This window comes from Polaromonas sp. A23, assembly GCF_002001015.1.
In the GTDB taxonomy this organism is placed as follows: domain Bacteria; phylum Pseudomonadota; class Gammaproteobacteria; order Burkholderiales; family Burkholderiaceae_C; genus Polaromonas.
Map to the genome: position 1 here is coordinate 147,390 of NZ_MUNO01000017.1, position 22,871 is coordinate 170,260.

At 61.8% G+C, this 22,871-nt stretch carries 16 protein-coding genes; 12 read left to right on the forward strand and 4 right to left on the reverse strand.

What is annotated here, in order from left to right; translation table 11 throughout:
- The first annotated feature begins 169 nt into the window (after positions 1 to 169).
- Together B0B52_RS08155 and lnt are read left to right on the forward strand one after the other, a co-directional pair.
- Complete coding sequence (locus B0B52_RS08155) at positions 170 to 1,024, forward strand: HlyC/CorC family transporter (protein ID WP_077593122.1); 855 nt, start codon at positions 170 to 172, stop codon at positions 1,022 to 1,024.
- Positions 1,025 to 1,046: 22 nt separating this feature from the next.
- Positions 1,047 to 2,657: an apolipoprotein N-acyltransferase gene (gene lnt / locus B0B52_RS08160; protein WP_077593123.1), complete on the forward strand. Its 1,611-nt coding sequence runs from the start codon at positions 1,047 to 1,049 to the stop codon at positions 2,655 to 2,657.
- A 28-nt stretch (positions 2,658 to 2,685) separates the two neighbouring features.
- Here lnt and B0B52_RS08165 read toward each other — a convergent pair whose 3' ends face one another.
- Positions 2,686 to 3,603 carry a LysR family transcriptional regulator gene (locus tag B0B52_RS08165; protein ID WP_077593124.1) on the reverse strand — a complete coding sequence of 306 codons (918 nt, stop codon included), beginning with the start codon at positions 3,601 to 3,603 and terminating at the stop codon, positions 2,686 to 2,688.
- 377 nt (positions 3,604 to 3,980) lie between these two features.
- Between B0B52_RS08165 and B0B52_RS08170 the strand changes: the two genes are divergently transcribed.
- The gene (locus tag B0B52_RS08170) at positions 3,981 to 4,994 is read left to right on the forward strand and encodes an asparaginase (protein WP_371327388.1); all 1,014 of its coding nucleotides are present in this window, start codon (positions 3,981 to 3,983) and stop codon (positions 4,992 to 4,994) included.
- Between the two features lie 111 nt (positions 4,995 to 5,105).
- Here B0B52_RS08170 and B0B52_RS08175 read toward each other — a convergent pair whose 3' ends face one another.
- Both B0B52_RS08175 and B0B52_RS08180 read right to left on the reverse strand, forming a co-directional pair.
- On the reverse strand, positions 5,106 to 6,857 hold the full coding sequence (locus B0B52_RS08175) for an amidohydrolase family protein (RefSeq protein ID WP_077593126.1): 1,752 nt from the start codon (positions 6,855 to 6,857) through the stop codon (positions 5,106 to 5,108).
- Entirely contained in the window at positions 6,838 to 7,713 is an 876-nt protein-coding gene (locus tag B0B52_RS08180; RefSeq protein ID WP_077593262.1) for a bile acid:sodium symporter family protein, read from the reverse strand. Before B0B52_RS08180 ends, B0B52_RS08175 begins: the two co-directional genes overlap by 20 nt.
- A 303-nt stretch (positions 7,714 to 8,016) precedes the next feature.
- Between B0B52_RS08180 and glyQ the strand changes: the two genes are divergently transcribed.
- From glyQ to B0B52_RS08225, 9 genes are all read left to right on the forward strand, one after another.
- Positions 8,017 to 8,937: a glycine--tRNA ligase subunit alpha gene (gene glyQ, locus B0B52_RS08185; RefSeq protein WP_077593127.1), complete on the forward strand. Its 921-nt coding sequence runs from the start codon at positions 8,017 to 8,019 to the stop codon at positions 8,935 to 8,937.
- A gap of 3 nt (positions 8,938 to 8,940) precedes the next feature.
- Positions 8,941 to 11,040: a glycine--tRNA ligase subunit beta gene (gene glyS / locus B0B52_RS08190; RefSeq protein WP_077593128.1), complete on the forward strand. Its 2,100-nt coding sequence runs from the start codon at positions 8,941 to 8,943 to the stop codon at positions 11,038 to 11,040.
- Between the two features lie 104 nt (positions 11,041 to 11,144).
- Entirely contained in the window at positions 11,145 to 11,702 is a 558-nt protein-coding gene (gene gmhB, locus B0B52_RS08195; RefSeq protein WP_077593129.1) for a D-glycero-beta-D-manno-heptose 1,7-bisphosphate 7-phosphatase, read from the forward strand.
- Positions 11,703 to 11,787: 85 nt separating this feature from the next.
- The gene (locus tag B0B52_RS08200) at positions 11,788 to 12,522 is read left to right on the forward strand and encodes a 1-acyl-sn-glycerol-3-phosphate acyltransferase (RefSeq protein WP_077593130.1); all 735 of its coding nucleotides are present in this window, start codon (positions 11,788 to 11,790) and stop codon (positions 12,520 to 12,522) included.
- Positions 12,523 to 12,665: 143 nt separating this feature from the next.
- Positions 12,666 to 13,667: a M48 family metallopeptidase gene (locus tag B0B52_RS08205; RefSeq protein ID WP_077593263.1), complete on the forward strand. Its 1,002-nt coding sequence runs from the start codon at positions 12,666 to 12,668 to the stop codon at positions 13,665 to 13,667.
- Positions 13,668 to 13,851: 184 nt separating this feature from the next.
- Positions 13,852 to 14,292 carry a response regulator gene (locus tag B0B52_RS08210; RefSeq protein WP_077593131.1) on the forward strand — a complete coding sequence of 147 codons (441 nt, stop codon included), beginning with the start codon at positions 13,852 to 13,854 and terminating at the stop codon, positions 14,290 to 14,292.
- Between the two features lie 349 nt (positions 14,293 to 14,641).
- Entirely contained in the window at positions 14,642 to 19,336 is a 4,695-nt protein-coding gene (locus tag B0B52_RS08215; RefSeq protein WP_168173502.1) for a PAS domain S-box protein, read from the forward strand.
- Positions 19,337 to 19,447: 111 nt separating this feature from the next.
- The gene (locus tag B0B52_RS08220; RefSeq protein ID WP_077593133.1) at positions 19,448 to 20,089 is read left to right on the forward strand and encodes a response regulator; all 642 of its coding nucleotides are present in this window, start codon (positions 19,448 to 19,450) and stop codon (positions 20,087 to 20,089) included.
- A 50-nt stretch (positions 20,090 to 20,139) separates the two neighbouring features.
- Positions 20,140 to 21,729 carry an ATP-binding protein gene (locus tag B0B52_RS08225; protein ID WP_077593134.1) on the forward strand — a complete coding sequence of 530 codons (1,590 nt, stop codon included), beginning with the start codon at positions 20,140 to 20,142 and terminating at the stop codon, positions 21,727 to 21,729.
- Here B0B52_RS08225 and B0B52_RS08230 read toward each other — a convergent pair.
- A complete protein-coding gene (locus B0B52_RS08230; protein WP_077593135.1) occupies positions 21,717 to 22,862 on the reverse strand; it encodes an MBL fold metallo-hydrolase in 1,146 nt (381 codons plus the stop codon). The genes B0B52_RS08225 and B0B52_RS08230 overlap by 13 nt on opposite strands.
- Positions 22,863 to 22,871: the final 9 nt, after the last annotated feature.

The following is a 22,871-nucleotide window of genomic DNA, read 5'->3' on the forward strand; positions in this document are numbered from 1 at the left end:
GCGCCTGCGGCCCGGCTAAGCCGGTTCCGCGGCCCCTGCTTGGAAAGAGATGCCTTCACGGGCGGCCACTTCTTGACCCGTTCGTCCTGAGCCTGTCGAAGGATGCTCTCCGAGGGGGCGCGGGCGAATACGTTATCCTTGGCAGCTTCGCAACTACCGAACACCGCCCGTGTCCGACGCCCCCCCCAGTAGACCGCCCAAGCCCGAAGACAAACGCGGCTTTCTCCAGAAGCTTGCCGAGATGCTTCACCCCGGGCCCGATTCCAAAGCCGAGCTGATTGAAACCTTGGTTGAGGCGCAGGACAACGAGGTCATAGGCGCGCAAAGCCGCGAGATGCTCGAAGGCGTGATCCGCATGGCCGACATGACGGCCGGGGACGTGATGGTGGCTGCTCCCCGCATGGATGCCATCAACATCGAGGCACCCTTTGACGAGCTGCTGCACCTGGTGATCGACACCGCCCACTCGCGTTTTCCCGTCTACGAGAACGAAAAAGAAAACATCATTGGCATCCTGATGGCCAAGGATCTGCTCAAGCTGCAGCGCGCACCCGAGCTCAACATCCGCGCGCTGCTGCGGCCGGCGGTGTTTGTGCCCGAGAGCAAGGGGCTGAACGACCTGCTGCGCGAGTTTCGCGGCAACCGAAACCACCTGGCCATCGTTATTGACGAGTTCGGCCGCGTCGCCGGGCTCATCACGATTGAAGACGTGCTCGAGCAGATCGTCGGTGAGATCGAAGACGAGTTTGATATCGCCGAGGACGATGGCGACATCTTCGGCCTGACGGACCACACCTACCGCGTCAGCGGCGACACCGACATCGAGCGTGTCAACGAGGCCTTCGGTGTGGAGCTGCCCGAGACCGACTTTGAAACCATAGGCGGACTGGTGGCCCATGAAATGGGCCATGTGCCCAAACGCGGCGAGCTGTACGTGCTGGCCGGCCTGCAGTTCACGGTGCTGCATACCAAGGGTGGGGCGGTACGCTGGTTCAAGGTTTCGCCGGTGGCGGCGAGTGTCTGACGCTTTGCGGGAATAACAACAGATGGGCAAGCATTCGATCCACAGCATGATGTCCCAGTTGCCCACCATGCCGGCGTTGCTGGAGCATATCGGCTACCCCCAGCCGCGCAAGCGTTTCTCGTGGATGGAGCTTGTGATTGTTCTGCTGGCCGGTTGCGCGCATGCCCTCAGCATCGCCTGGCCTTTTTCTTTCGGCCTCGTGCAGGGGCAGCCTGTCTGGTGGCTGCAGTTGCTGGCCATGGCCATTCTTGTGCGCCAGCTGAACAGCCGCAGGCGCTTGGGGCAAGGCCTGTTGCTAGGCTGGGTGTTTGCCACCGCCTGGCTGTGCGGGATTTTCTGGTGGTTGTATATCTCGATGCACGTCTATGGTGGCCTGGCCGCGCCGCTCGCGGTGGTGGCTGTTGTTGGGCTGGCGATGCTTCTGGCTATCTACTATGCCGTGGCCTGTGCGGCATTTGTGGTCCTCGCCCCCATCGGGCCGACACGGCGTGCTATTGTTTTTGCGGCACTCTGGCTGCTGGCCGAATTGGCCCGGGTGGAGTTTTTCACCGGCTTCCCCTGGGGCGAAGCCGGTTATGCGCACCTGAGCGGCTGGCTCGATGACTATGCGCGCTGGGTCGGCGTTCACGGCATCACTTTCCTGGCTGCTTTTCTGGCCGCTGGCTTTGCAGGCCTGGGACGCTCGCGGCGCCATCTTTTGTTGTTTCCGGCGTTGGTGTTGTTGATTGCGGTTTCCCCCGTTCTCGTGGAAAGCCCTGGCTCCACCTCGGCCGGTACCCTGCAGGTCACGCTGCTGCAGGGGAACATTCCCCAGGACGAGAAATTCCAGCCGGGCTCCGGCCTGCCGACGGCACTGCGCTGGTATGGCGAGCAGTTGCAGGGCGCCAAAACGGCGCTGGTGGTGGCGCCCGAGACCGCGCTTCCCTTGCTGCCGCAGCAATTGCCGGAAGGTTACTGGAGCGCCGTGCAGAAGCGGTTTTCCACTGGCCAGCAGGCAGCCCTGATAGGTATTCCGCTGGGCAGCTCCAGCGCGGGGTACGCCAACTCGGTGGTGGGGCTCAAGCCGGGTCAGGCGCAGGCCTTTCGTTTTGACAAACACCATCTGGTGCCTTTTGGCGAGTTTGTGCCGCCGGGCTTTCGCTGGTTCACCAACCTGATGAATATTCCCTTGGGTGATTTTTCGCGCGGCCCGCTCGGGCAGCCCGCCTTTGACTGGCAGGGCCAGCGCCTGGCGCCCAATATCTGCTACGAAGACTTGTTTGGTGAAGAGCTGGGCGCCAGCTTTGGCGATGCGGCCACCGCGCCGACCGTCCTTGTGAACTTCAGTAACATCGGCTGGTTCGGCAACACCATTGCCATTGACCAGCACCTGGCCATCTCGCGCATGCGCACGCTGGAGTTTGAACGCCCCATGCTGCGTGCCACCAACACCGGCGCCACGGCCATCATCGACCACCACGGCAAGGTCACCCACGAGTTGCCGCGCCACACGCGCGGTGCGTTGACGGGCGAGGTTGAAGGCCGCAACGGCATCACGCCGTACGCATGGTGGATCTCGCGTTACGGCCTGTGGCCTCTGTGGGCCCTGGGCCTTGCGCTGGTGCTGCTGGCTGCCGCGCTGCGCCGCCGCTAGGCTGGCCTGGTCTGCGGTTAGTCCGCGCTTAATCCGCAGTGATGCCCGCACCCATCACCTGGTGCAACAAGCCAGGCAGCATGTCCAGCATGCGCAGGGCGTCCTGGCCGGGTGGGGTGCTGCTCGCAAAATAGAGATACAGCGCAATCGGTGCGAAGTCATGCAGCGGCACCGCCGTGAGTGTCGAGGTATCCAGATTGCTGGCCGTCAGAAAGTCGACCACCGTCCAGCCCATGCCGCGCTTGACCAGTTCCAGCGCAAGCCGCGAGGTATGTACCTGCAGATTGGCTGACGCCGTCAAGCCAAGGTTGCGGGCCAACTCGTCAATCGACTGGCACATCGGGTCTTCGCCCACCAGCCGCACCAGCGGCATGCTTGAGAGAAAAGTCATCGGGTTCTGGCGCCGCGCCCGCACGGCGCGTTGCCAGATGTCGCGCGTGACGCACAGATAAAGCGGGCCGGTCACCTGCATGGTGCTGGTCAGCAGCGGATGCGGGTGCTCGTAAAACCCCAGCGCAAAGTCCACGCTCCGTGTCAGCAGGGCCTGCACCATCTGGTCCTGATGCAGGGTGCGCACTTCCACGCTGACGCGGGGATGGCGGGCCATGTGCTTTTCCAGCACCAGCGGCAAAAATTCATGGCTGATGGACGGAATGGCCGCCAGCCGGATCTGGCCCCCATCGGCCTGGCGCAGGTTGACCGCAATGCGCTTGAGCTCGTCAAGCTTGCGGTGAATCAGCGTGGACTCTTCAAACAGAACCCTGGCCTCGGGCGTTGGGGCCAGCGTGCCCTTGGCCCGGGTGAAGAGCTTGTAGCCAAGTTGCAGCTCGGTGTGTGAGATGGTTTTGCTCACCGCTGAGGGGGTGATGCAGATCAGGCGCGCAGCCGCACTCATGTTGCCGGTCTGCATGACCGCCTGGAAAACTTCAAGTTGCCTGAGATTCATGGCGCCGGAGTTTGTGCGGGGCGTGCTGTTCGGGGGGAAACGGCGTGGGAGCAGGTGTTTTGAGAGGGGTGTGAATTTTAGTCACACCCTGCGGCGCATTATGCATCGCTGCTCCTTTTTGGCCTGACTACCATGAGCCACCCGGGAGCCCTCTGGCAGCAAGGTGCCGGCCACGAGCCGGCGGCAGACAGCATTTTGAGCAAGCAACCCGGGTACCAAAAAACTGTGAGGCAATGAAACAGGGCGTTCCCAATGGCCTGTTCTTTGCGTGTGAACTAGAACTATTAATCCCTGGAAGACATGACATGCAAATCAAACTGAAACTTGGAAAACTGGCCGCCGGCTTCGGGCTGGCGTCCTTTGTGGCGCTGGGCACGATGTCCGCTCCGGTTGCCGCGCAAACCAAACCCAACGTGGTGATCCTGGCCACTGGCGGCACCATCGCCGGCGCTGGCGCATCGGCGCTGAACAGTGCCACCTATGCTGCGGCCAAGGTGCCGGTCGACAAGCTGCTGGCAGGCTTGCCCGAGCTGGCCAATGTGGCCAATGTGCGCGGCGAGCAGGTGGCGCAGATCGCCTCGGAAAGTTTTGACAACGAAACCCTGATGAAGCTGGGCAAACGCGTCTCGGCACTCGTCAAACAGGCCGACGTGGACGGCATTGTCGTGACCCACGGCACCGACACGCTGGAAGAAACCGCTTACTTCCTGAGCCTTGTGATCCGCACCAGCAAGCCCATCGTGGTGGTGGGCTCCATGCGCCCAGGTACGGCATTGTCGGCCGACGGTGCGCTGAACCTGTTCAACGCCGTCAGCGTGGCGGGCAGCAAGGACGCCGCAGGCAAAGGCGTGCTGGTCACCATGAACGACGAAATTCAGAGCGGCCGCGATGTCGCCAAGACCATCAACATCAAGACCGAGGCATTCAAGAGCCAGTGGGGTCCGCTGGGCATGGTCGTGGAAGGCAAGAACTACTGGTTCCGCGCACCGGTGAAACGCCACACCGCGCAGTCCGAGTTCAACATTGACGAGTTCGAGGCGCTGGCGCCGGTTGACATCGTGTACAGCTACGGCAACGTGCCGCGCACCCTGGTGGACACCACGGGCAAGTCGGGCGTGAAAGCCCTTATCCACGCCGGCACCGGCAATGGCTCGGTGGCCAACCGTGTGGTTCCAGCCCTGCAGGAAGTGCGCGCCAAAGGCGTGCAGGTGATTCGCTCTTCACGCGTGGCTGACGGCTTTGTGCTGCGCAATGCCGAGCAACCTGATGACAAGTACGACTGGGTGGTTGCGCATGACCTGAACCCGCAGAAGGCCCGCATTCTGGCTGCAGTGGCGCTCACCAAAAATATCGACAGCAAGCAGTTGCAGCGGATTTTCTGGGAGTATTGATCCCGCACCACGCGCCAGGCTTGCTATGTAAATAATAGCTGCTTGCGCAGGTGGAACAAGGGCTGACGTCACATTTGCTTGTGACTTCAGCCCTTTTTCCGTTTGTTGGCCCTATTTGCCCGCGCGCACCAGCCGCCCTGGCCGTGCCGCGGTGACTTCACCCTCGCGCGCCACACACTGTCCTGCAACCCAGGTGCCGATGTAGCCCTGTGCTTTTTGCAGAAAGCGTTTGCCGCCGCCGGGCAGGTCACGCACGAGTTTGGGCACACCCACGCTCAGACGCGCCGGGTCGATGACGTTGATATCGGCACGCAGACCGGGCGCCAGCAGCCCGCGGTCTGCCAGGCCCAGGTAACGTGCATTGCGCGAGGTCATCATCTCCACCGCTTGCTCCAGTGCCAGTCGGTCTTGCGCGCGGTGCTGCACCCAGTGGGTGAGCATGAAGGTTGAAAAACTGGCGTCGCACACCGTACCCACATGCGCGCCGGCATCGCCCAGCCCGAACAGGGCGCGCGGGTGGCCCAGCATTTGGCGCACCGCATCCAGCGAGCCCTGGTTGTAGTTGAAGATCGGGAAGTACACCAGGTTGCTGCCGTCGCCCTCGCTGAAGTGGTCGTACAGCGCCTCCAGCGCGGTGGTGCCGCGCTGTTTGGCGCGCACCAGAAAGCTTTGCATCACGTTGGGCTCGTAGTTGAGCATGGCGTCCAGCGGGAACATGCGCCCGGCAATCATTTCAATACGCGCCAGCAGCATGTCCACCAGCGGCGGAATCGGCGTGCCGTCGCCCGCCAGGCGTTCTGACTTCTCACTCAATATGCGGGCTTTTCGTGCTGGTTCCCGCATGGCGGCTGCGCGAGCAGCTACTGAAAGCATAGCAATTTCCTTGTAGCCCGGAAACCCCATGAAGGGATGAAAACTCGCATCCAGCCCGTTGATGACGCCTATGCCGCGCGCCGCCGTCTGCAAGTAAAGAGGCAGGCCGCGCGCCACTGCGGCCTCCACCCGGGCCTGCATGGCCAGGTACTGCTCGCCCCCGGGGTCGCGCTGCAGCCAGCTCATCGAGAGTGGCCGCCCGCTGGCGGTTGCGAGCTGCTCCACCAGGTCAAACTCGGCGTCAAAGTTCTGCGGACCCTGCATCAGGTCGAAGTCGCTGACCACCTGCACTACGCCGTGTTTCAGCCCGGCAAAAGCCTGCGCAATGCCGGTCAGCTCGGCCGCGCTGGCAATCGAGGCCGGCGTGTCATGCCCTTCGGCCGTGCGGTGGTTGTCCGATCGGCCGGTGGAAAAGCCTGCGGCCCCGGCCTCCAGCGCCGCGCGCAGATGGCTGCGCATGGCCGCAATGTCTTGTGCGGTCGCCACTTCGCGCGTTTCGGCGCGTTCGCCCATCACCAGCATGCGCAGCGGGTCGTGCGGCACCATGGCCAGAAAGTCCAGGCTGTGCGGCATGGCGTCCAACGCGTTCAGGTAGTCGCCAAAACTCTCCCATGAAAATTTCACGCCTTCTTTCAGCGCCACTCCGGGAATGTCTTCCACGCCTTCCATCAGTTTGATCAACCGGTCTTCGCTGCCCGGCCGCAGCGGTGCAAAGCCGACGCCGCAATTGCCCATGACCAGCGTCGTCACGCCGTGGTGAATGCTGGGGCTGAAGGTTTCATCCCAGCTGGCCTGGCCGTCGTAATGGGTGTGAATGTCCACAAAGCCCGGTGTGACCCAGGCGCCGCTGGCGTCCACGGTTTCGCGCGCCGCGGCCGTGATGTGGCCGATCTCCACGATGAGGCCATTGCGTACGCCGACATCGGCCGCGAAAGGTGCAGCGCCGCTGCCATCGACAACGGTGCCGCCCTTAATGAGCAAGTCGAGCATCTTTTCTCCTCCAAAACCAGACCAGCGACAGGCCGCTCACGATATGCCAGATGCCCCACAGGCTGGCAATGATGACCATGCCCAAGTCTGAATTGAACTGCACGGCAATGATGCCCAGCGCCAGGCCCGAGTTCTGCATGCCGCCTTCAATCATCACGGCGCGCCGATCGCGTTCGCTCACGCCCATCGCCTTGCTCGTGGCCCAGCCGAAGAACAGACCACTCGCGTTGTGCGCAATCACGATGCCCAGCATGGGCAACAGGCCCAGCGTGAGCAACTGGCGCTCCTTGATCAGCCCGATCACGATGAAGGCCAGCAGCGCCACCAGCGAAAAATTGCCCAATGGTTTCTGGATGCGCGCCGTCAGCGCAGGCAGCTTGTGCGAGACCAGCAGGCCCAGCGCCATCGGCAGGGCCAGCAGCACAAACAGGCTGATCCAGATGCCGGAGGGGTCGATGTCCAGCTTCTTGAGCCAGCTCGCGGTAGCCGGATTGGCGGCGACCATCCAGCTGAAGTTGAAGGGCGTGGCCACCAGCGCGATCAGGCTGGCGACTGCCGAGACACTGACCGACAGCGCGGCGTTGCCGCGCCCCAAGTGGGTGATGACATTGCTCAGGCTACCGCCGGGGCAGGCTGCCACCAGGATCATGGCGGCTTCGACATTGGGCGGCAGGTCCAGCGCCAGGGTGGCCAGCCAGGTGCCGACGGGCAGAAGGATGAACTGCGGAATCAACCCGCAAACCACGGCTTTGGGCGTTTGCGCGACGCGCCTGAAGTCGTCCAGCCTCAGCTCCAGCGCGACAGAAAACACCATGGTGGCCAGCACCAGGCTCAGGATCAGTTGTTGGGTTGTCATGACACTTTCCTTGTGCACCAGGAGCCTGTCGGACTTGGGAGCCGTCGGCTGCAAATCGACCGCAGCGGTCCATTTTTCACCGTCTTCTTGTCCCATAGCTGGGCTATGGGCCTGCAAACCCGGCAAAAACTGTCCTCGCTGGGGCCGATTTTCGCTACTCGACCCCCAAGCCCGACAGGCTCCTAGGGTAAACCGGAAAAAGCTCCGTAAAATCAAGGGTTTTCGCGGGTTCAGGCCCGTGCGGTCCTTTACCTGCGTTTATCTGCGCTTACCCGCGGCCACGCGTCTCGGCACACCCAATTTATGTTGACCTTTCAGCAAATCATCTTGAAGTTGCAGTCCTACTGGGACGCCCAGGGCTGCGCGCTTTTGCAGCCTTATGACATGGAAGTCGGCGCCGGTACGTCGCACACTGCTACGTTCTTAAGAGCGCTGGGCCCCGAGCCCTGGAAGGCCGCCTATGTGCAACCCAGCCGCCGCCCGAAGGACGGCCGCTACGGCGAAAACCCGAACCGCCTGCAGCACTACTACCAGTACCAGGTGGTGCTCAAGCCGGCGCCCGCCAACATCCTGGAGCTCTACCTCGGCTCGCTCGAGGCGCTGGGCTTCGACCTGAAGAAAAACGACATCCGTTTTGTGGAAGACGACTGGGAGAACCCCACCCTGGGCGCCTGGGGCCTGGGCTGGGAAGTCTGGCTCAACGGTATGGAAGTCACGCAGTTCACCTACTTCCAGCAGGTCGGCGGCATCGACTGCAAGCCCATTACCGGCGAGATCACCTACGGCCTGGAGCGCTTGGCCATGTATTTGCAGGGCGTGGACAACGTCTACAACCTGACCTGGACCGAAGGCGCGGACGGCTCCAAACTGAGCTACGGCGACGTCTACAAACAAAACGAGGTAGAGCAATCGACCTACAACTTCGAACACAGCGACGCCGACTTTTTGTTCACGGCTTTCACCGCGCACGAGAAACAGGCCAAACACCTGATCGAAGTTCAGCTCGCCTTGCCGGCGTATGAGCAGGTGCTGAAAGCCGCACACAGCTTCAACCTGCTGGACGCGCGCGGCGCCATCAGCGTGACGGAGCGCGCCGCCTACATCGGCCGCATCCGCAACCTGGCACGCGCCGTGGCGCAAAGTTATTACGAAAGCCGCGAACGGCTGGGCTTTCCCATGGCGCCGCGCGAATGGGTGGATCAGATGACGAAGAAGGCCGCATAAAAAATGACAACGAAGAACCTTCTGGTTGAACTGTTTGTTGAAGAGCTGCCTCCCAAGGCACTCAAAAAACTGGGTGACGCATTTGCCGGCGTGCTGTTTGAACAACTCAAGGCCCAGGGCCTCACCGGTGCCGATTCCGCGCTGACTTCCTTTGCCTCGCCGCGGCGTCTGGCTGCGCATGTGACGGCCGTCTTGGCACAAGCCGCCGACAAGGCCGTCTCGCAAAAGCTCATGCCGGTGACGGTGGGCCTGGACGCCTCGGGCAATGCCACGCCGGCCCTGCTGAAAAAGCTGCAGGCACTGGGCGCCGACGCGTCTGCTGTGGCCGGCCTCAAGCGCGCGCCCGACGGCAAGGCCGAGGCGCTGTTTTATGACAGCAATGTCAAAGGCGCCACCTTGGTCGAAGGCTTGCAGAAGGCCTTGCTTCAAACCATTGCCAAATTGCCAACTGACAAGAACATGACTTATCAGCTGGCCGATGGCTGGAGCGATGTGAAGTTTGTACGTCCGGCTCACGGCCTAGTGGCCTTGCACGGCAGCGATGTCGTGGCCATTGAGGCGCTGGGCCTGAAGGCCGGCAACAGCACACACGGCCATCGTTTTGAAGCATCGGTGGACCCGGTTGTGTTGAAAGATGCCGACAGTTATGCGGCCACGCTGAAAAAAGACGGTGCGGTGATCGCCAGTTTCGCCGAGCGAAAGACCGAGATCGCCAGGCAGCTCGCTGCGGCGGCTGCCAAGGTCGGTGGCGGCGTCAAGGCGATTGAAGATGACGCGCTGCTGGACGAAGTCACCGCGCTGGTCGAACGTCCGAATGTGCTGGTCTGTGAATTCGAAAAGGAGTTCCTTGATGTGCCGCAGGAGTGCCTGATCCTCACGATGAAGGCCAACCAGAAATACTTCCCGCTGCTGGAAGCTTCCGGCAAGCTGAGCAACAAATTTCTGGTCGTAAGCAACATCAGCCCGGCCGATGCGAGCGCCGTGATCCAGGGTAACGAACGCGTGGTGCGCCCACGCCTGGCCGATGCCAAGTTCTTTTTCGACCAGGATCGCAAGAAGACGCTGGCTTCGCGCGTGGCGGGGCTCGATAAAGTCGTTTATCACAACAAGCTCGGCTCCCAGGGTGAACGCGTCAAGCGTGTGCGTGCGATTGCCGAGGCGATCGCGAACCGGCTGAATGCCAATGTGGCCGACGTGCAGCGCGCCGCCGAACTCGCCAAGACCGATCTGGTGACCGACATGGTGGGCGAATTCCCTGAACTGCAGGGCACCATGGGCCGCTACTACGCGCTGAATGACGGCCTGGGTGCCGACGTGGCCGACGCGATTGAAGACCACTACAAGCCGCGCTTTGCTGGCGACGAGTTGCCACGCAATACCGTGGGCGTGATTGTTGCGCTGGCCGACAAGCTGGAAACCCTGGTTGGCATGTTCGGCATCGGCAACCTGCCTACTGGTGATAAAGACCCGTTTGCGTTGCGCCGTCATGCGTTGGGCGTGATTCGCATGCTGGTCGAGAAAGACCTGCCCCTGGACCTGCGCGAACTGGTTCAGGGCGCCCAGCCGGTGTTTGGCGACAAGATCGAGGACGCCTCCACCGCATTGGTCGATTTTATTTACGACCGCCTCGCCGGTTCCCTGCGCGAGCAGGGTTTCAGCGCTCAGGAGGTTGACGCCGTGCTGGCGCTTCAGCCCCAGCGCCTGGGCGATGTGGCCAAACGCCTGTCGGCCGTGCGTGCCTTCGCCGCGCTGCCTGAAGCCCCTGCGCTGGCAGCGGCCAACAAGCGCATTTCCAACATCCTCAAGAAGGCGCAGGACGTCGATGCGCACGTGAGCGAAGTGCTGCTCAAGGAGCCTGCGGAAGTTGCCCTGTACGCTGCACTGCGCGACGTGGTGCCCAAGGCCAATGCCCAGTTCGAATCCGGTGACTACACCGCTTCGCTGCAGTCGCTCGCCGCACTGCGCGCCCCGGTCGATGCCTTCTTCGACGGCGTGATGGTCAACGCCGAGGCGACGGACTTACGCCTGAACCGGCAAGGCCTGCTTAAAAGCCTGCATGACGCGATGAACCGCGTGGCCGACCTCTCCAAGCTTGCGGCATGATGAGCCCCCACGCTCCGCACTTCGTGTCGTCGCTGCCCCCCGAGGGGGCTGGCCGGCCTTGGGGCGGCCCTGCGGCCGGCCGCTCTTTTTGGTAAGGCAACACCATGAAACTCGTCATCCTCGACCGCGACGGCACTATCAACAGCGACAGCGAAGACTTCGTCAAGTCGCCCGAGGAATGGGTGCCGTTGCCGGGCGCGCTTGAAGCCATTGCACGGCTCAACCATGCTGGCTGCCATGTGGTGATTGCGTCCAACCAGTCGGGTCTGGGGCGCGGTCTGTTTGATGTCGGCTCGCTCAACGCCATGCACGCAAAGATGCACAAGATGCTGGCCGCTGTGGGCGGGCGTGTGGATGCGGTGTTTTACTGCCCGCACAGCCCGGAGGAAAGCTGCACCTGCCGCAAGCCGCTGCCAGGTTTGTTCGAACAGATAGGCGCACGTTTTGGCGTGCCCCTCAAGGGTGTGCCGACAGCCGGGGACTCGGTGCGTGACCTGCTGGCGGGTGCTGCCGCAGGCTGTGAGCCGCACCTGGTGCTGACCGGAAAATCCGCCCAGTACAAAGACGGTGGCCAGCCTGACGGCCTGCCGCCCGGCACACGGCTGCATGCCGATCTGCCGGCTTTTGTGGAACACCTGCTGAGTCGTGGCGCAGTTGCCTGATGCTATTAAAAGCATAGCTACTTGTGCCCGTGTTTAAAGGGCAAAAGCCATAAAACATCATGAAGAACGACAGAAGAGACTTGCCATGCCCTTGATTCGCTCCGTCCTGCACCTGCTGTGGATGATCGTCACCGTGATTCCATGGGCGTTGGCCGTGCTGGTTTTTTCGTTGTTCGGCAGCAGCACGCAGATCTACTGGATGTGCGCGGGCTGGTTGCGCCTGGCCGTCACTGGCGGCACGGTGATTCTTGGTATCAAAAATCGTGTGACCGGCATGGAAAACCTGCCTTCGGGCGAAACCAGCGCCGCTGTGCTGCTGGTCAAGCACCAAAGCACCTGGGAGACTTTTTCCATGGTGACCCTGATGCCGCATCCGCTGGCTTTTGTGTTCAAGCGTGAGCTGCTTTACGTTCCCTTCTTCGGCTGGGCCATGGCGAGGATGGACATGATCCACATCGACCGCAACCAGCGCGCCCAGGCTTTCAACAAGGTGGTGGAGCAGGGCCGCCGCCTGATGAGTCAGGGCGTCTGGGTCATCATGTTCCCCGAAGGCACGCGTATTGAGCGCGGGCAAAAAGGTGTCTACAAGAGCGGCGGCACGCGGCTGGCCATCGAAACCGGCGCGCCAGTCATTCCGGTGGCCGTCACTTCAGCCAAATGCTGGCCGCGCAAGGCCTTCGTCAAGAAGCCGGGCATCGTGGACATTTCCATCGGCAAACCCATCAGCAGCGTGGGCCGCAAGCCCGACGAGCTGATGCGCGAAGTGGAAGCGTGGATAGAAACCGAGATGCGCAGGCTGGACCCTGAGGCTTACCGTTAGCCCCCACGTTCGCGCACTGCGTGTCGCTCTCTGCCCCCCGAGGGGGCGCTGCGCCTTCGGGCCGGCAAAGCCGGACCCGCGACCCCGGCTGGTTTGAAGAGAGAGCCATGCTGCAACACTTGGGCGGCGCTACACTGGTTAGCATGCAACGGCTTCTTCAGTTCACCTTGGACCTCTTTGATCTGGAGCCGGCCAGCGCGACTGAAAATACCAAGACTTCAGAGCCAAAAAAGCCGCCAGCCCTTGTTAGTCCTGCGCCAACAGCTATTGAAAATATAGCGAATGAGCAAAACCATCCACCCGCCCAGACCCTGGAGCAGTTGCTGGCGCCGGCGACCTACCGGCACCCGGCAGCCAGCCGCGAGGCCTTGCTTGAAGGCACGGTGGTGGGCTACCAGTTCCGCCGCGGCAAGCGCCGCACCATCGGATTTTCAGTCGGCGCCGAAGGTCTGGTTGTCAGTGCACCCAAGTGGGTGCCGCTGTATGAAATTGACAAGGCCGTGCAGGAAAAGTCCGGCTGGATCGTCAAAAAGCTGCAGGAAACCCGCGCGCGCCACGACCGCATGGAGTCGGCGCGCATTGAGTGGAAGGACGGCACGACCCTGCCTTTTCTCGGCGAGCAGGTGATTGTGGTGATTGACCCGCGGCACGCCTTCGGTGGTGTCGGCGGTGAGTTGAAAAACACCGCGGCTTCATCCGCGGCCGTGTTGCACACCGGGGCCGGCGCGCAAAACACCAGCCTGCCGGGTGTGGCAGAGCTGACGTTGCATATTGCGCTGGCACATGACGCAACGCCGGAGCAGATTCGCGACTCCGTGCAGGCCTGGCTGATGCGCCAGGCCAAGCGCGTCTTTACCGAACGTCTCAACCACTTCGCACCGCATCTGGGTGTGCAGTGGCGCAAGCTGAGCCTGAGCAGCGCCGGCACCCGTTGGGGCAGCGCCAGTGCCGACGGCTCCATCCGGCTTAACTGGCGCTTGATCCATTTCAAGCAGTCGGTGATTGACTATGTGGTGGTGCACGAGCTCAGCCATCTGAGGGTGATGGACCACAGCCCGCGGTTCTGGGATACGGTGCGCACCGTGGTGCCGGACTATGCCGAGTTGCGCAGTCAACTTAAGGAAGAAGCGCTTCCCCGGTGGTAATTTTGTCCGGGCAAGGGTCTAATAGTGAGGGTTTTGCGACGCATCAAGCGGCAGGCGCTGATCGGGCTGGACAAAAGTGTAATTTTACGTAATATGAAAAATATGATGGAAATGACAGAGTCAGCAGGAAGTCAGCAGGGAAATAGCCTCTCCGGCATCTAATAGCACCCTGGTAAAGGCCTTTATGAACGAAAAACCGATTCTTGTCGTTGAAGACAACCCTGACCATCTGGAGCTGACTGTACTGACCTTGCAGGAACAAGGTGCGGACACGACCATTGTGACGGCGCGCGATGGCGCCGAGGCGCTGGACTACCTGTTTGGCCAAGGGGCGCATGCGGGCCGGGATACGCAAAAGCAGCCCGCCTTCGTACTGCTCGACATGAAACTTCCCAAGTTGTCGGGCCTGGACGTGCTGCGCAGCCTGCGTGCCAATCCTCTGACAGCATTGGTTCCGGTGGTCATGCTGACGTCATCGAGCGAGCAGTCGGACATCATTGCCTGCTACCAGAGCGGCGCCAACGGTTTTGTACGCAAGCCGGTGGACTTCGGCGACTTCACCGAAAAACTCAGCCGCCTGCAACACTACTGGCTGCACGTCAACGAGTCAATCGCTTCGGCTTGATATCTCTCGCGTTTGTGGCTGGGCGGAAGCAAAAACGCCGGCCACGCAAAAACGAATCCTTTTTACTGCAAAGTATCCAGTACAGTCGGGTGAGTTAACCTGAGGCTGGCAGAGTCTGCCCGCCCCGGAAACAGGCCGGCCACATGAAAACTGACTTGTCCTTTCTCCAGGAACCGCCGAAGCGCCTGGCGCTTCATGTTCCCTCCTGCGGGCGGCGCTCCGAACGCCGGTGTGCGCGGGCCGCTGAAGACACCTCTTGTCATTTTCACCCGCGTTGTGCCGCGGCGGGGCTGGCTGAACGCCGGTATGTATTCCGCTCCGGATTGCCCGGTTCATGCTGGAAGGCTGCATGAACTTCGGGACCAGCCTGCGAGCCCGCCTTGTCTTGTTGGTGGTCGTGGCCATCGTTCCGCTGTTTGGACTGTCCATCTTCAAGGCTTTGCACGCTGCTAACATTGCGGTCGAACAGGCCGAGGACGATCTGAGATTCGCCGCTTCCCTTGCGGCGGCCAACCAGCAGCGGATTGCCGACTCGGCCAGGCAGGTGTTGTCGGTCATTGCCTCGTTGCCGGGCATGCAGGATGGTGGCGCAAACTTCGACTGCGACCGCTACTTTTCCGGCCTGACCCGGCAGCTCCCCGAATACGCCAATCTCGGCGTGGTGAACCTGGATGGCCAGACCCGTTGCCATGCCCTGGGCAGTGCAAAAAAAACCTTTCTCGGTGACCGCCCCTATTTCAGGGACGCGATCGCCCTGCGCCGCTTTGTGGTCGGCCTTTACGCCGTAGGTCGGCTCGCCGACAAGCCGGTCCTGACTTTTGCGCAGCCGCTGTTGGGGGGCAATGGCAAGGTGACAGGCGTGGTGTATGCCTCTTTCGACCTGGCGCGGCTGGGCGAATCCATTGCCGGGATAGCCTTGCCCGATGGCGCCGCCGTGGGCATTCAGGATCGCGAGGGCACCCTGCTTGCGGGCAAACCGGTGCTGCCCATCAAGGTGGGGGAAAAGGTTCGCAGCCCTGTCTTGATAGAAGCCCTGAAAACCATGGATGCAGGCGTGCGCCAGGGCGTGGACGGCGCAGGCCGGGAGCGGTTGTGGGCTTACATGGCGAGCAGTCCGCACCTGGAATCGGCCGTGTTTGTTTCGGTCAGCATGGACCGTAACCTCATCGTTGGCCCCAGCCAGCGTTTGTTATGGCTGGAGCTGGCAGCGTTGGCGCTGGTGGCTTTTCTCGGCGGCTGGGTTGCCTGGATGATTGCCGGCAGGGGCATCGTGGCGCCGGCACGGCAAATTCTCCATGCGACATGGAGGCTGGAGAAAGGGCATCTGGACGAACGAATTCCCGTTCACCCCGGTGACTCCCAATCCGAATTCTCCAGAATTTCCGCCGGCTTTAACCTGATGGCGGATTCCCTGGAACAGCGCGCAAAGGATCTGGAAACCGAGCTGACGCGAAACCGCCAGGCCTATGAAACGCTGGAGTTGACGATCAACAGCATGCAGGAGGGCCTGATAGCGGTGGATGCCACCGGCCGCTTGTTGCTGGTCAACGAAACGGCGGCGCACCTGTTTGCCGTGGACGACATGTCCCTGGTGCTCGCGCCGAGTTGGCCGCAGCTGCAGGGTCTGTTTGTGCCGGGCACGCAGACCTTGTACGGTTTCGAGGAACTGCCTCTTTACAAGGCCCTGCAGGGTGACAGCGGAGGGCCGCAGCCCGTACTGATGCGAAACGATCGGGAGCCTGCGGGCCGGCTGATCAGCTGCACCTACCGGCCTGTCGAGGAAGGCGGCCGCATTGTGGGTGCGCTGATGGTTTTTTCCGACATCACCCAGATGGAGCGGCTTCAGCTGGAGCAGATGCGCGGCTATGAGCAGCTGCGCGAAGTCCAGCGCAAGTTGCTTAACGCACAGCGGCTGGGCCGCATCGGCAACTGGGAGCTTGACCTTAGCAGCGGACAGCTCTGGTGGTCCGACGAGGTGTACGAGCTTTTTGGGCTGGCCCCCGAGGCTTTCGATCGCAATCCCGACACCGTGACGGCAATGATTCACCCCGACGATCGGCCCGCGTACACGCGGCAGCGTGACGAGGCGATGCGCGCGGGGCTGGGCCTTGATGTGGAGTACCGGATCATCACGCCCACGGGGCAAACCCGGTGGATCCACCAGATCGGCGAACTTTATGCCGACGACAAAGGCACGCCGCTGTTGCGCGCGGGTGTTGTACAGGAAATTACGAGCCGTAAGTTGGCGGAGCAAGCCGCAGCGCGGACGACGGATTTGTTGCAGCGAACGGGAGAGATGGGAAAGATCGGCGGCTGGGAAGTCGTTCTTGGTGACATGGTGGTGGTCTGGTCAGAGCAGGTTTACCGCATCCACGAGGTAGACCTGGGCACGCCGATCAGCGTCGCCGAGTCCCTGACGTTTTACGCTCCCGAAGTCCAACCCCTGGTAAGCGCGGCCGCACGGGCCGCTGCAGCGCATGGCATACCCTGGGATCTGGAAGTGCCGATGGTGACCGCCAAGGGGCGCCGCATCTGGGTCAAGTCCCAAGGGCGTGCGCTGTGGCAAGACGGCAAAGTGATCCGGCTGGTAGGCGCACTTCAGGACATCACGGAAACACATGAATCGGAGGAGCAGCTGCGTTTGCTGGAAACCGCCATCGCGCGGTTGAACGACATCGTGCTGATCACCGCGGCGGAGCCGATCGACGAGTCGGGACCGCGCATTGTGTTTGTCAACGACGCCTTCGAGCGCCGGACAGGTTACCGGCGCGAAGAAGTGCTGGGACAGTCTCCCAGGTTGCTGCAGGGGCCGGACACGCAGCGCGCCGAACTCGACCGCATTGGCGCGGCGCTCAGGAGCTGGCAGCCGGTGCGTGCGGAGTTGATCAACTACACCAAGAGCGGCCAGGCGTTTTGGGTCGAACTGGACATTGTGCCCATTGCCAACGCCAGCGGCCGGTACACCCACTGGGTGGCGGTGGAGCGTGATATCACCGGGCGCAAGCTTGCAGAGCAGGCGCTTGTCAGCAGTGAACAGCGTTACGCGGTCCTCTTCAAGTCGGCGCCCGTACCGATGTGGATCATCGACGTGCAGACCCAGATGTTCATCGCAGTCAATGAAGCCTGTGTCCGTCGTTATGGCTACACGCGCGACGAATTCCTGACGATGACCATTTTTGACATCCGCTCCGACATCGAAAATCGCCGCTTGAAGGCCGAGATATCCAGCGGGGTGCGCGAAGACGTCAACCGCCGCCTGCATCGCGGCAAGGACGGCGTCGACTTCGACGTGGAAACCGTGTCCCGGACGATTCAATACGAAGGCCGGGATGCGCGTTTTGTGGTCGCCATGGACGTGACGGCGCAAGTCAAGGCCGAAAAAGATGTACAGGACTACTTGTTCACTTTGCAGCGCGCGGCCGACGCAACACAGGCCATTACCAGCCACCACACTGTCGAGGCCACGGTCCAGGAAACCGCGGACCAGGTGCGTGCCGTGGTGGGCGCACACCAGGCCGTGGTGGGGTTGACGGTCATCGGCGAGCAACGGCGCGCGATCAATGCGATCTCGCATTCGGACCGCTACCCCCACTGCCGGGACATGGTGCGCCTTGTCCACAGCAGCGGCCTTGATGTCGCCGTCTGCACAAGCAACCGCCCTCTGCGCTTGACCCAGTCCGAACTGGAGGCTCACCCGGAGTGGCCGGATTCCGGCAACGACGCGGGCGAGGATGCGCTCATGCGAGGTTGGCTGGCCGTGCCGTTGACGGGGCGCAGTGGAGAAAACATCGGACTGCTCCAGATGAGCGACAAATACCACGGTGAATTTACCCTGCAGGACCAGTACGTCGCTGTCGAGCTCGCGCAACTGGCATCCATCGCCATTGAAAACGCCAACCTCTTTGAGCAGGTCCAGCAACTTAACCAGGGGCTGGAAGAAAAAGTCGCAGAACGTACTGCCGCGCTGGCGCGGCAGGAAGTCCTGTTCAGGGCACTGACGGAGCAGGCGCCGCAGGTGGTCTGGAACGCCGATCCCGCGGGCAAGCTGACCTACCTGAACCGCAAGTGGTACGAGTTGATGGGGGGCGCACCCGAAGACTGGATGGGCGACAAATGGCGGGCGGTGATTCATCCCGACGATCTTGCGGAGCTGGCTGCCAATTGGGCCCGGTCACGCGAGAGCCTGAAACCCTACGAAGGCATGCGCCGGCTGCGGGCGCTCGACGGCACTTATCACACCATGGCTTACCGCGGGTCTCCTGTGCTTGATGAAAGCGGGAACGTGCTGTTCTGGGTCGGTATTGATGCGGACGTGACGGAGATCAAATCCATCGAAACTGCCCTGCGCCTGTCCAATCAGGAGCTGGAGGCTTTTTCCTATTCGGTCTCACACGATCTGCGCTCGCCCCTGAACACGGTAGACGGATTCAGCCGCCTGCTGGCCAAGCAGCTCGATCCCAACAACCCCAACGAAAAAATCCAGCACTACCTGTCGCGCATTCAGGCGGGGGTCGCCCAGATGGGGCGCCTGATTGAAGACCTGCTGTCGCTTGCTCAGGTTTCGCGCATGCAAATGCGTCATGAAAATGTGGATCTGAGCGCAATTGCACGGGAGATTGCCGAAGAATGCCGGGGCCGCCAGCCGGAGCGCGTGGTCGACATCCAGGTCGAGGACGGCTTGCTGGTTCAAGGCGACGGACGGCTGATTCGCGTGGTGATGGAAAACCTCGTTGGCAATGCCTGGAAATTTTCTTCCCGGAAAACACACGCAAAAATTCGCGTAGGCCGAACTGTCGACGCGGCAGGGCAACCCGTGTTCTTTGTGCGGGACAACGGGGCCGGCTTCGATATGGCTTATGCCGACAAGCTATTCAATACTTTCCAGCGTTTGCATGCCGTCACCGAATTTCCCGGAACCGGGGTAGGGCTGGCTACCGTCAGCCGTGTGATCGGTCGCCACGGCGGCCATGTCTGGGCAGAGGCTGAACCGGGCAAAGGCGCCACCTTCTTCTTCACACTGCCTGGTCATCCGGTAGTCGCCTGAGTGTGCGGCGGGCAGATGCTGTAAAAAAGTCAAGAATTGATAGACGTTAAATTCAATTGATTAAATCAATTAATTTGTTTAAATTGTCAGATTCATCTTATTGGGTACTTTATGCCGCGCGAACCCCAAACCTTCGAGAACGCCATCACGGCGAACGACTTTTCCAGCGACGACTACTGCGGCACCACCTATGCAGCGAAACTGCTGGGCCTGTCAGTGGCCACCGTGCAGTCGTTGGTTGAAAAAGGCGAAATTGACGCTTGGAAGACCCTGGGCGGCCACCGCCGGCTGTCTTTGCGCGCCATCAACAATTACCTGCTGAAAAACAGCCCGCAACGGGCGCAGGTCGACGCTGACCCCCGCAACCGCCTTAGCATTCTGGTGGTCGAGGATGAAGAAGCCACTTGCGAGCTCTACAAAGCCCAGTTCGACGAATGGAACATGGCCGTGGATTGCAGTTTCATGCCGTCTGCCCTCGAAGCCCTGATGGACATCGCCAGCATGCGGCCCGACCTCCTGATCACCGACCTGAACATGCCCGGGGTCGATGGCATGGAATTGCTTCGTGCGCTCAAGCGCAACCAGCAGCTGGCGTCCATGCAGATCCTCGTGATCAGCGGCTTGCCCAGCGAGGCCATCAAAGAACGGGGCGGCCTTCCTCCCAACTCCCATTACCTTGAAAAACCGATCAACTTCGACTGGTTGCATGGCTACGTCACGGCGCTGCTGGTGGCCAATCGCAAGTGGCGGTAAAAGGTCCGTTCACCGGTCTTTGACGCAAGCTCTGGAACGGACCACCGACTGTGCTCAAGACCTTGCTGAAGTCGCTGGCAAGAAAGCGTCCACCGTTCCTGTGGACGCGCAGCCAGGCAGACGGTGCGGCAAGAGACGCAAATACCCTGCAGGCCGGTCTGGAGCTGACGGGCGAGGGCGTCATCCTGCTGGACGAAAACGGCCGGGTGATCACCTGCAACAGCAGCGCCCACGCGTTGGCGCATACCGCGCTGGCCGATCTGCGGGGTGCTGATTTCTGGGACGCCATTCCCGAAGACATTGCAGAGAGCCATCGCGAAGCTGCCGAGCGGACCCTGCAGGAGCGCGGCAGTTGTAGGTTTGTCGCGCGGTATCCCTTTGACGACCAATGGGTCGACTGCATGTTTCGCCGGCATTCCTCGGGCTTGCTGGTCACGTTGAGGGATGTCAGCGAAACCTACCGGGCCTTCCGCCTGTTGCGGGCCAGCGAGTCCTGCAACCAGAGCCTGTTCGATGCTCATCCCCAGGCGATGTGGCTGTTTGACATCCACTCCCGACATGTGTTGACCGCCAACAAGGCTGCCGCTGAGCTGTACGGCATGACGCAGGCATCTCTGGCGGGTTTTTTTGCGGAAGCACTTTTCCCCGAAGGCGAGGGGGCCGCGCTGCTGGCTTCCCTGCCTCCCGGAGAGTTCCAGCAGGAAATGAGACTCTGCACGCAGAAAAAGGCCGGCGGCGAGTCCATGCTGGTTGAGCTGGCCTTTGGCAGCGTTCAATGGGAATTGCGGCCGGCCATGCTGGTCAGCGTGACCGACGTCGGGGCCCGGCACCTGGCCGACTCGCATCTGTGCAGGCTCAATGAAGAGCTGGAAGCGCGTATCGAGCAATGCACGGGCGAGTTGCAGCACAACCGCAGCGAACACACGGCTTTCACCAGCGCCATGCTGCACGATCTGAAGTCGCCCCTGCATGTGATTGATGGTTTTGCCAGCACACTGGCGGAGCGCTACGGTGCGACGCTGGACGTGCAGGCGCAGCATTACCTGTCGCGCATTCAGGCCAGCACCCGCCAGCTGGCTCGATTGATGGATGACCTGCGCATTCTGAATTACCTGCCGCGCATGAGCCTGGCACTCGAAATGGTGGACCTCGCGCCCCTATGCCAGCACCTGGTGAATGCGATGCGCAAGAAGGCCCCCGAACGGCAGTTGGTATTGGAGATGGAGCCTACGCTTCCCGTGATGTGCGACAAGGGTTTGCTGGTCACCGCACTTTCATGCCTGCTCGACAACGCCTGGAAATTCACCTCCAAAAAGGAGCAGAGCTGGATCAAGGTCGGCCTGCAAGAGGGTGAGCTGCCTGGTGAAATCGTGGTGTGCGTGTCGGACAACGGCGTCGGTTTTGACGCCGCCTATGCCCATAAGTTGTTTACCGCCTTTCAGCGCCTGCACTCCTCCGTTGACTATCCCGGCAGCGGTTTGGGGCTGGCCATCGTCCAGCGGGTGGCGCAGATGCACGGCGGGCATGCGTGGGCCGTTCCTGCGGCCCAGGGCGGCGCCAGTTTTTTCATGTCACTGCCGAACGGTGCCGAGCTATCCGACACCTACAACCCCGAGACAGAGATCATTCAGCTCGCGTAGAAGCGGTAGATGCCGTCGGCATCACGCCGACGCTGAAGCTGGCCCTCAAACCATAACGTATGCAGATGGGCCACCGCCTCGCCCATGGCGAAGGTGGTTTGGTGCAGGTCCAGCGGGCGCTTGAACATCACCGGCAGAATATCGGTGCCGCTGCAGGGGTTGGTGCTGCAGGCCTGCATGACTTCCGCCAGCCGGTCGCGGTGATGTTCGTGCAGCTGTGCAATTCGCGTGTGCAGGCCGCGAAAAGGCTTGCCGTGCGAGGGCAGGGTCAGTGTATCGGGGTGCAGCGGCAAAAACTTGTCGATGGATTGCAGGAACAGCATGAGCGGGTTGGATTCCGGCTCGGTGTCGTACACGCTCACGTTGGTTGAAATGCGCGGCAGAATCATGTCGCCGCTGATGAGAACGCCGACCGGTCGCTGGGCCGCCCCAAGACCGGTCGCACCCCCTCGGGGGGCAGGGGCCGAAGGCGCCGTGGGGGCTAACGACATTTCGGCGCAGTGCAGCGCAATATGTTCAGGTGCATGGCCGTAACCACTGATGCAGGTCCAGCTGCGCCCGCCAATGGCAATCACCTGGCCGTCCATGATGCGGTGAAAATGCCCCGGCACGGCCGGAACCAGGCCGGGATAGTAGTTGGAGCGTGCCCGAATCATCTCCAGCGAGCCGGGGTCGGTCAGGCCGTGCGATGCAAAAAAGGCCGCGGCACTTTCTCCGCCAAACCCCGTGCTGTTCTGCGTGCCAAGGCGGGCTGCGTTGTAGTCTGTGGCGCTGATCCACAGTGGTGCGTTCCAGCGTTCGCACAGCCAGTGTGCCAGCCCGATGTGGTCCGGGTGCATGTGGGTAACAATGACGCGCAGCACCGGCAGACCGTCGAGTTCATTGGCAAAAACCTGTTCCCACTGCGCCTTGGCTTCATCCCTGCTGATGCAGCAGTCCACCACGGTCCAGCCCTGCACCAGGCCTTGCGGGCCGGGCAGCGCATCGCGCAGCAGCCACAGGTTGATGTGGTCCAGCGCGAAGGGCAGCCGCATGCGGATCCACTTGACGCCGGGCGCCACCTCCAACGCGCCACCGGACGGCGGCAGGGTATCGCCGAAAGGGTAGTGGAGCTGGGCTTCCTGTTCATTCATCTTGTAAGA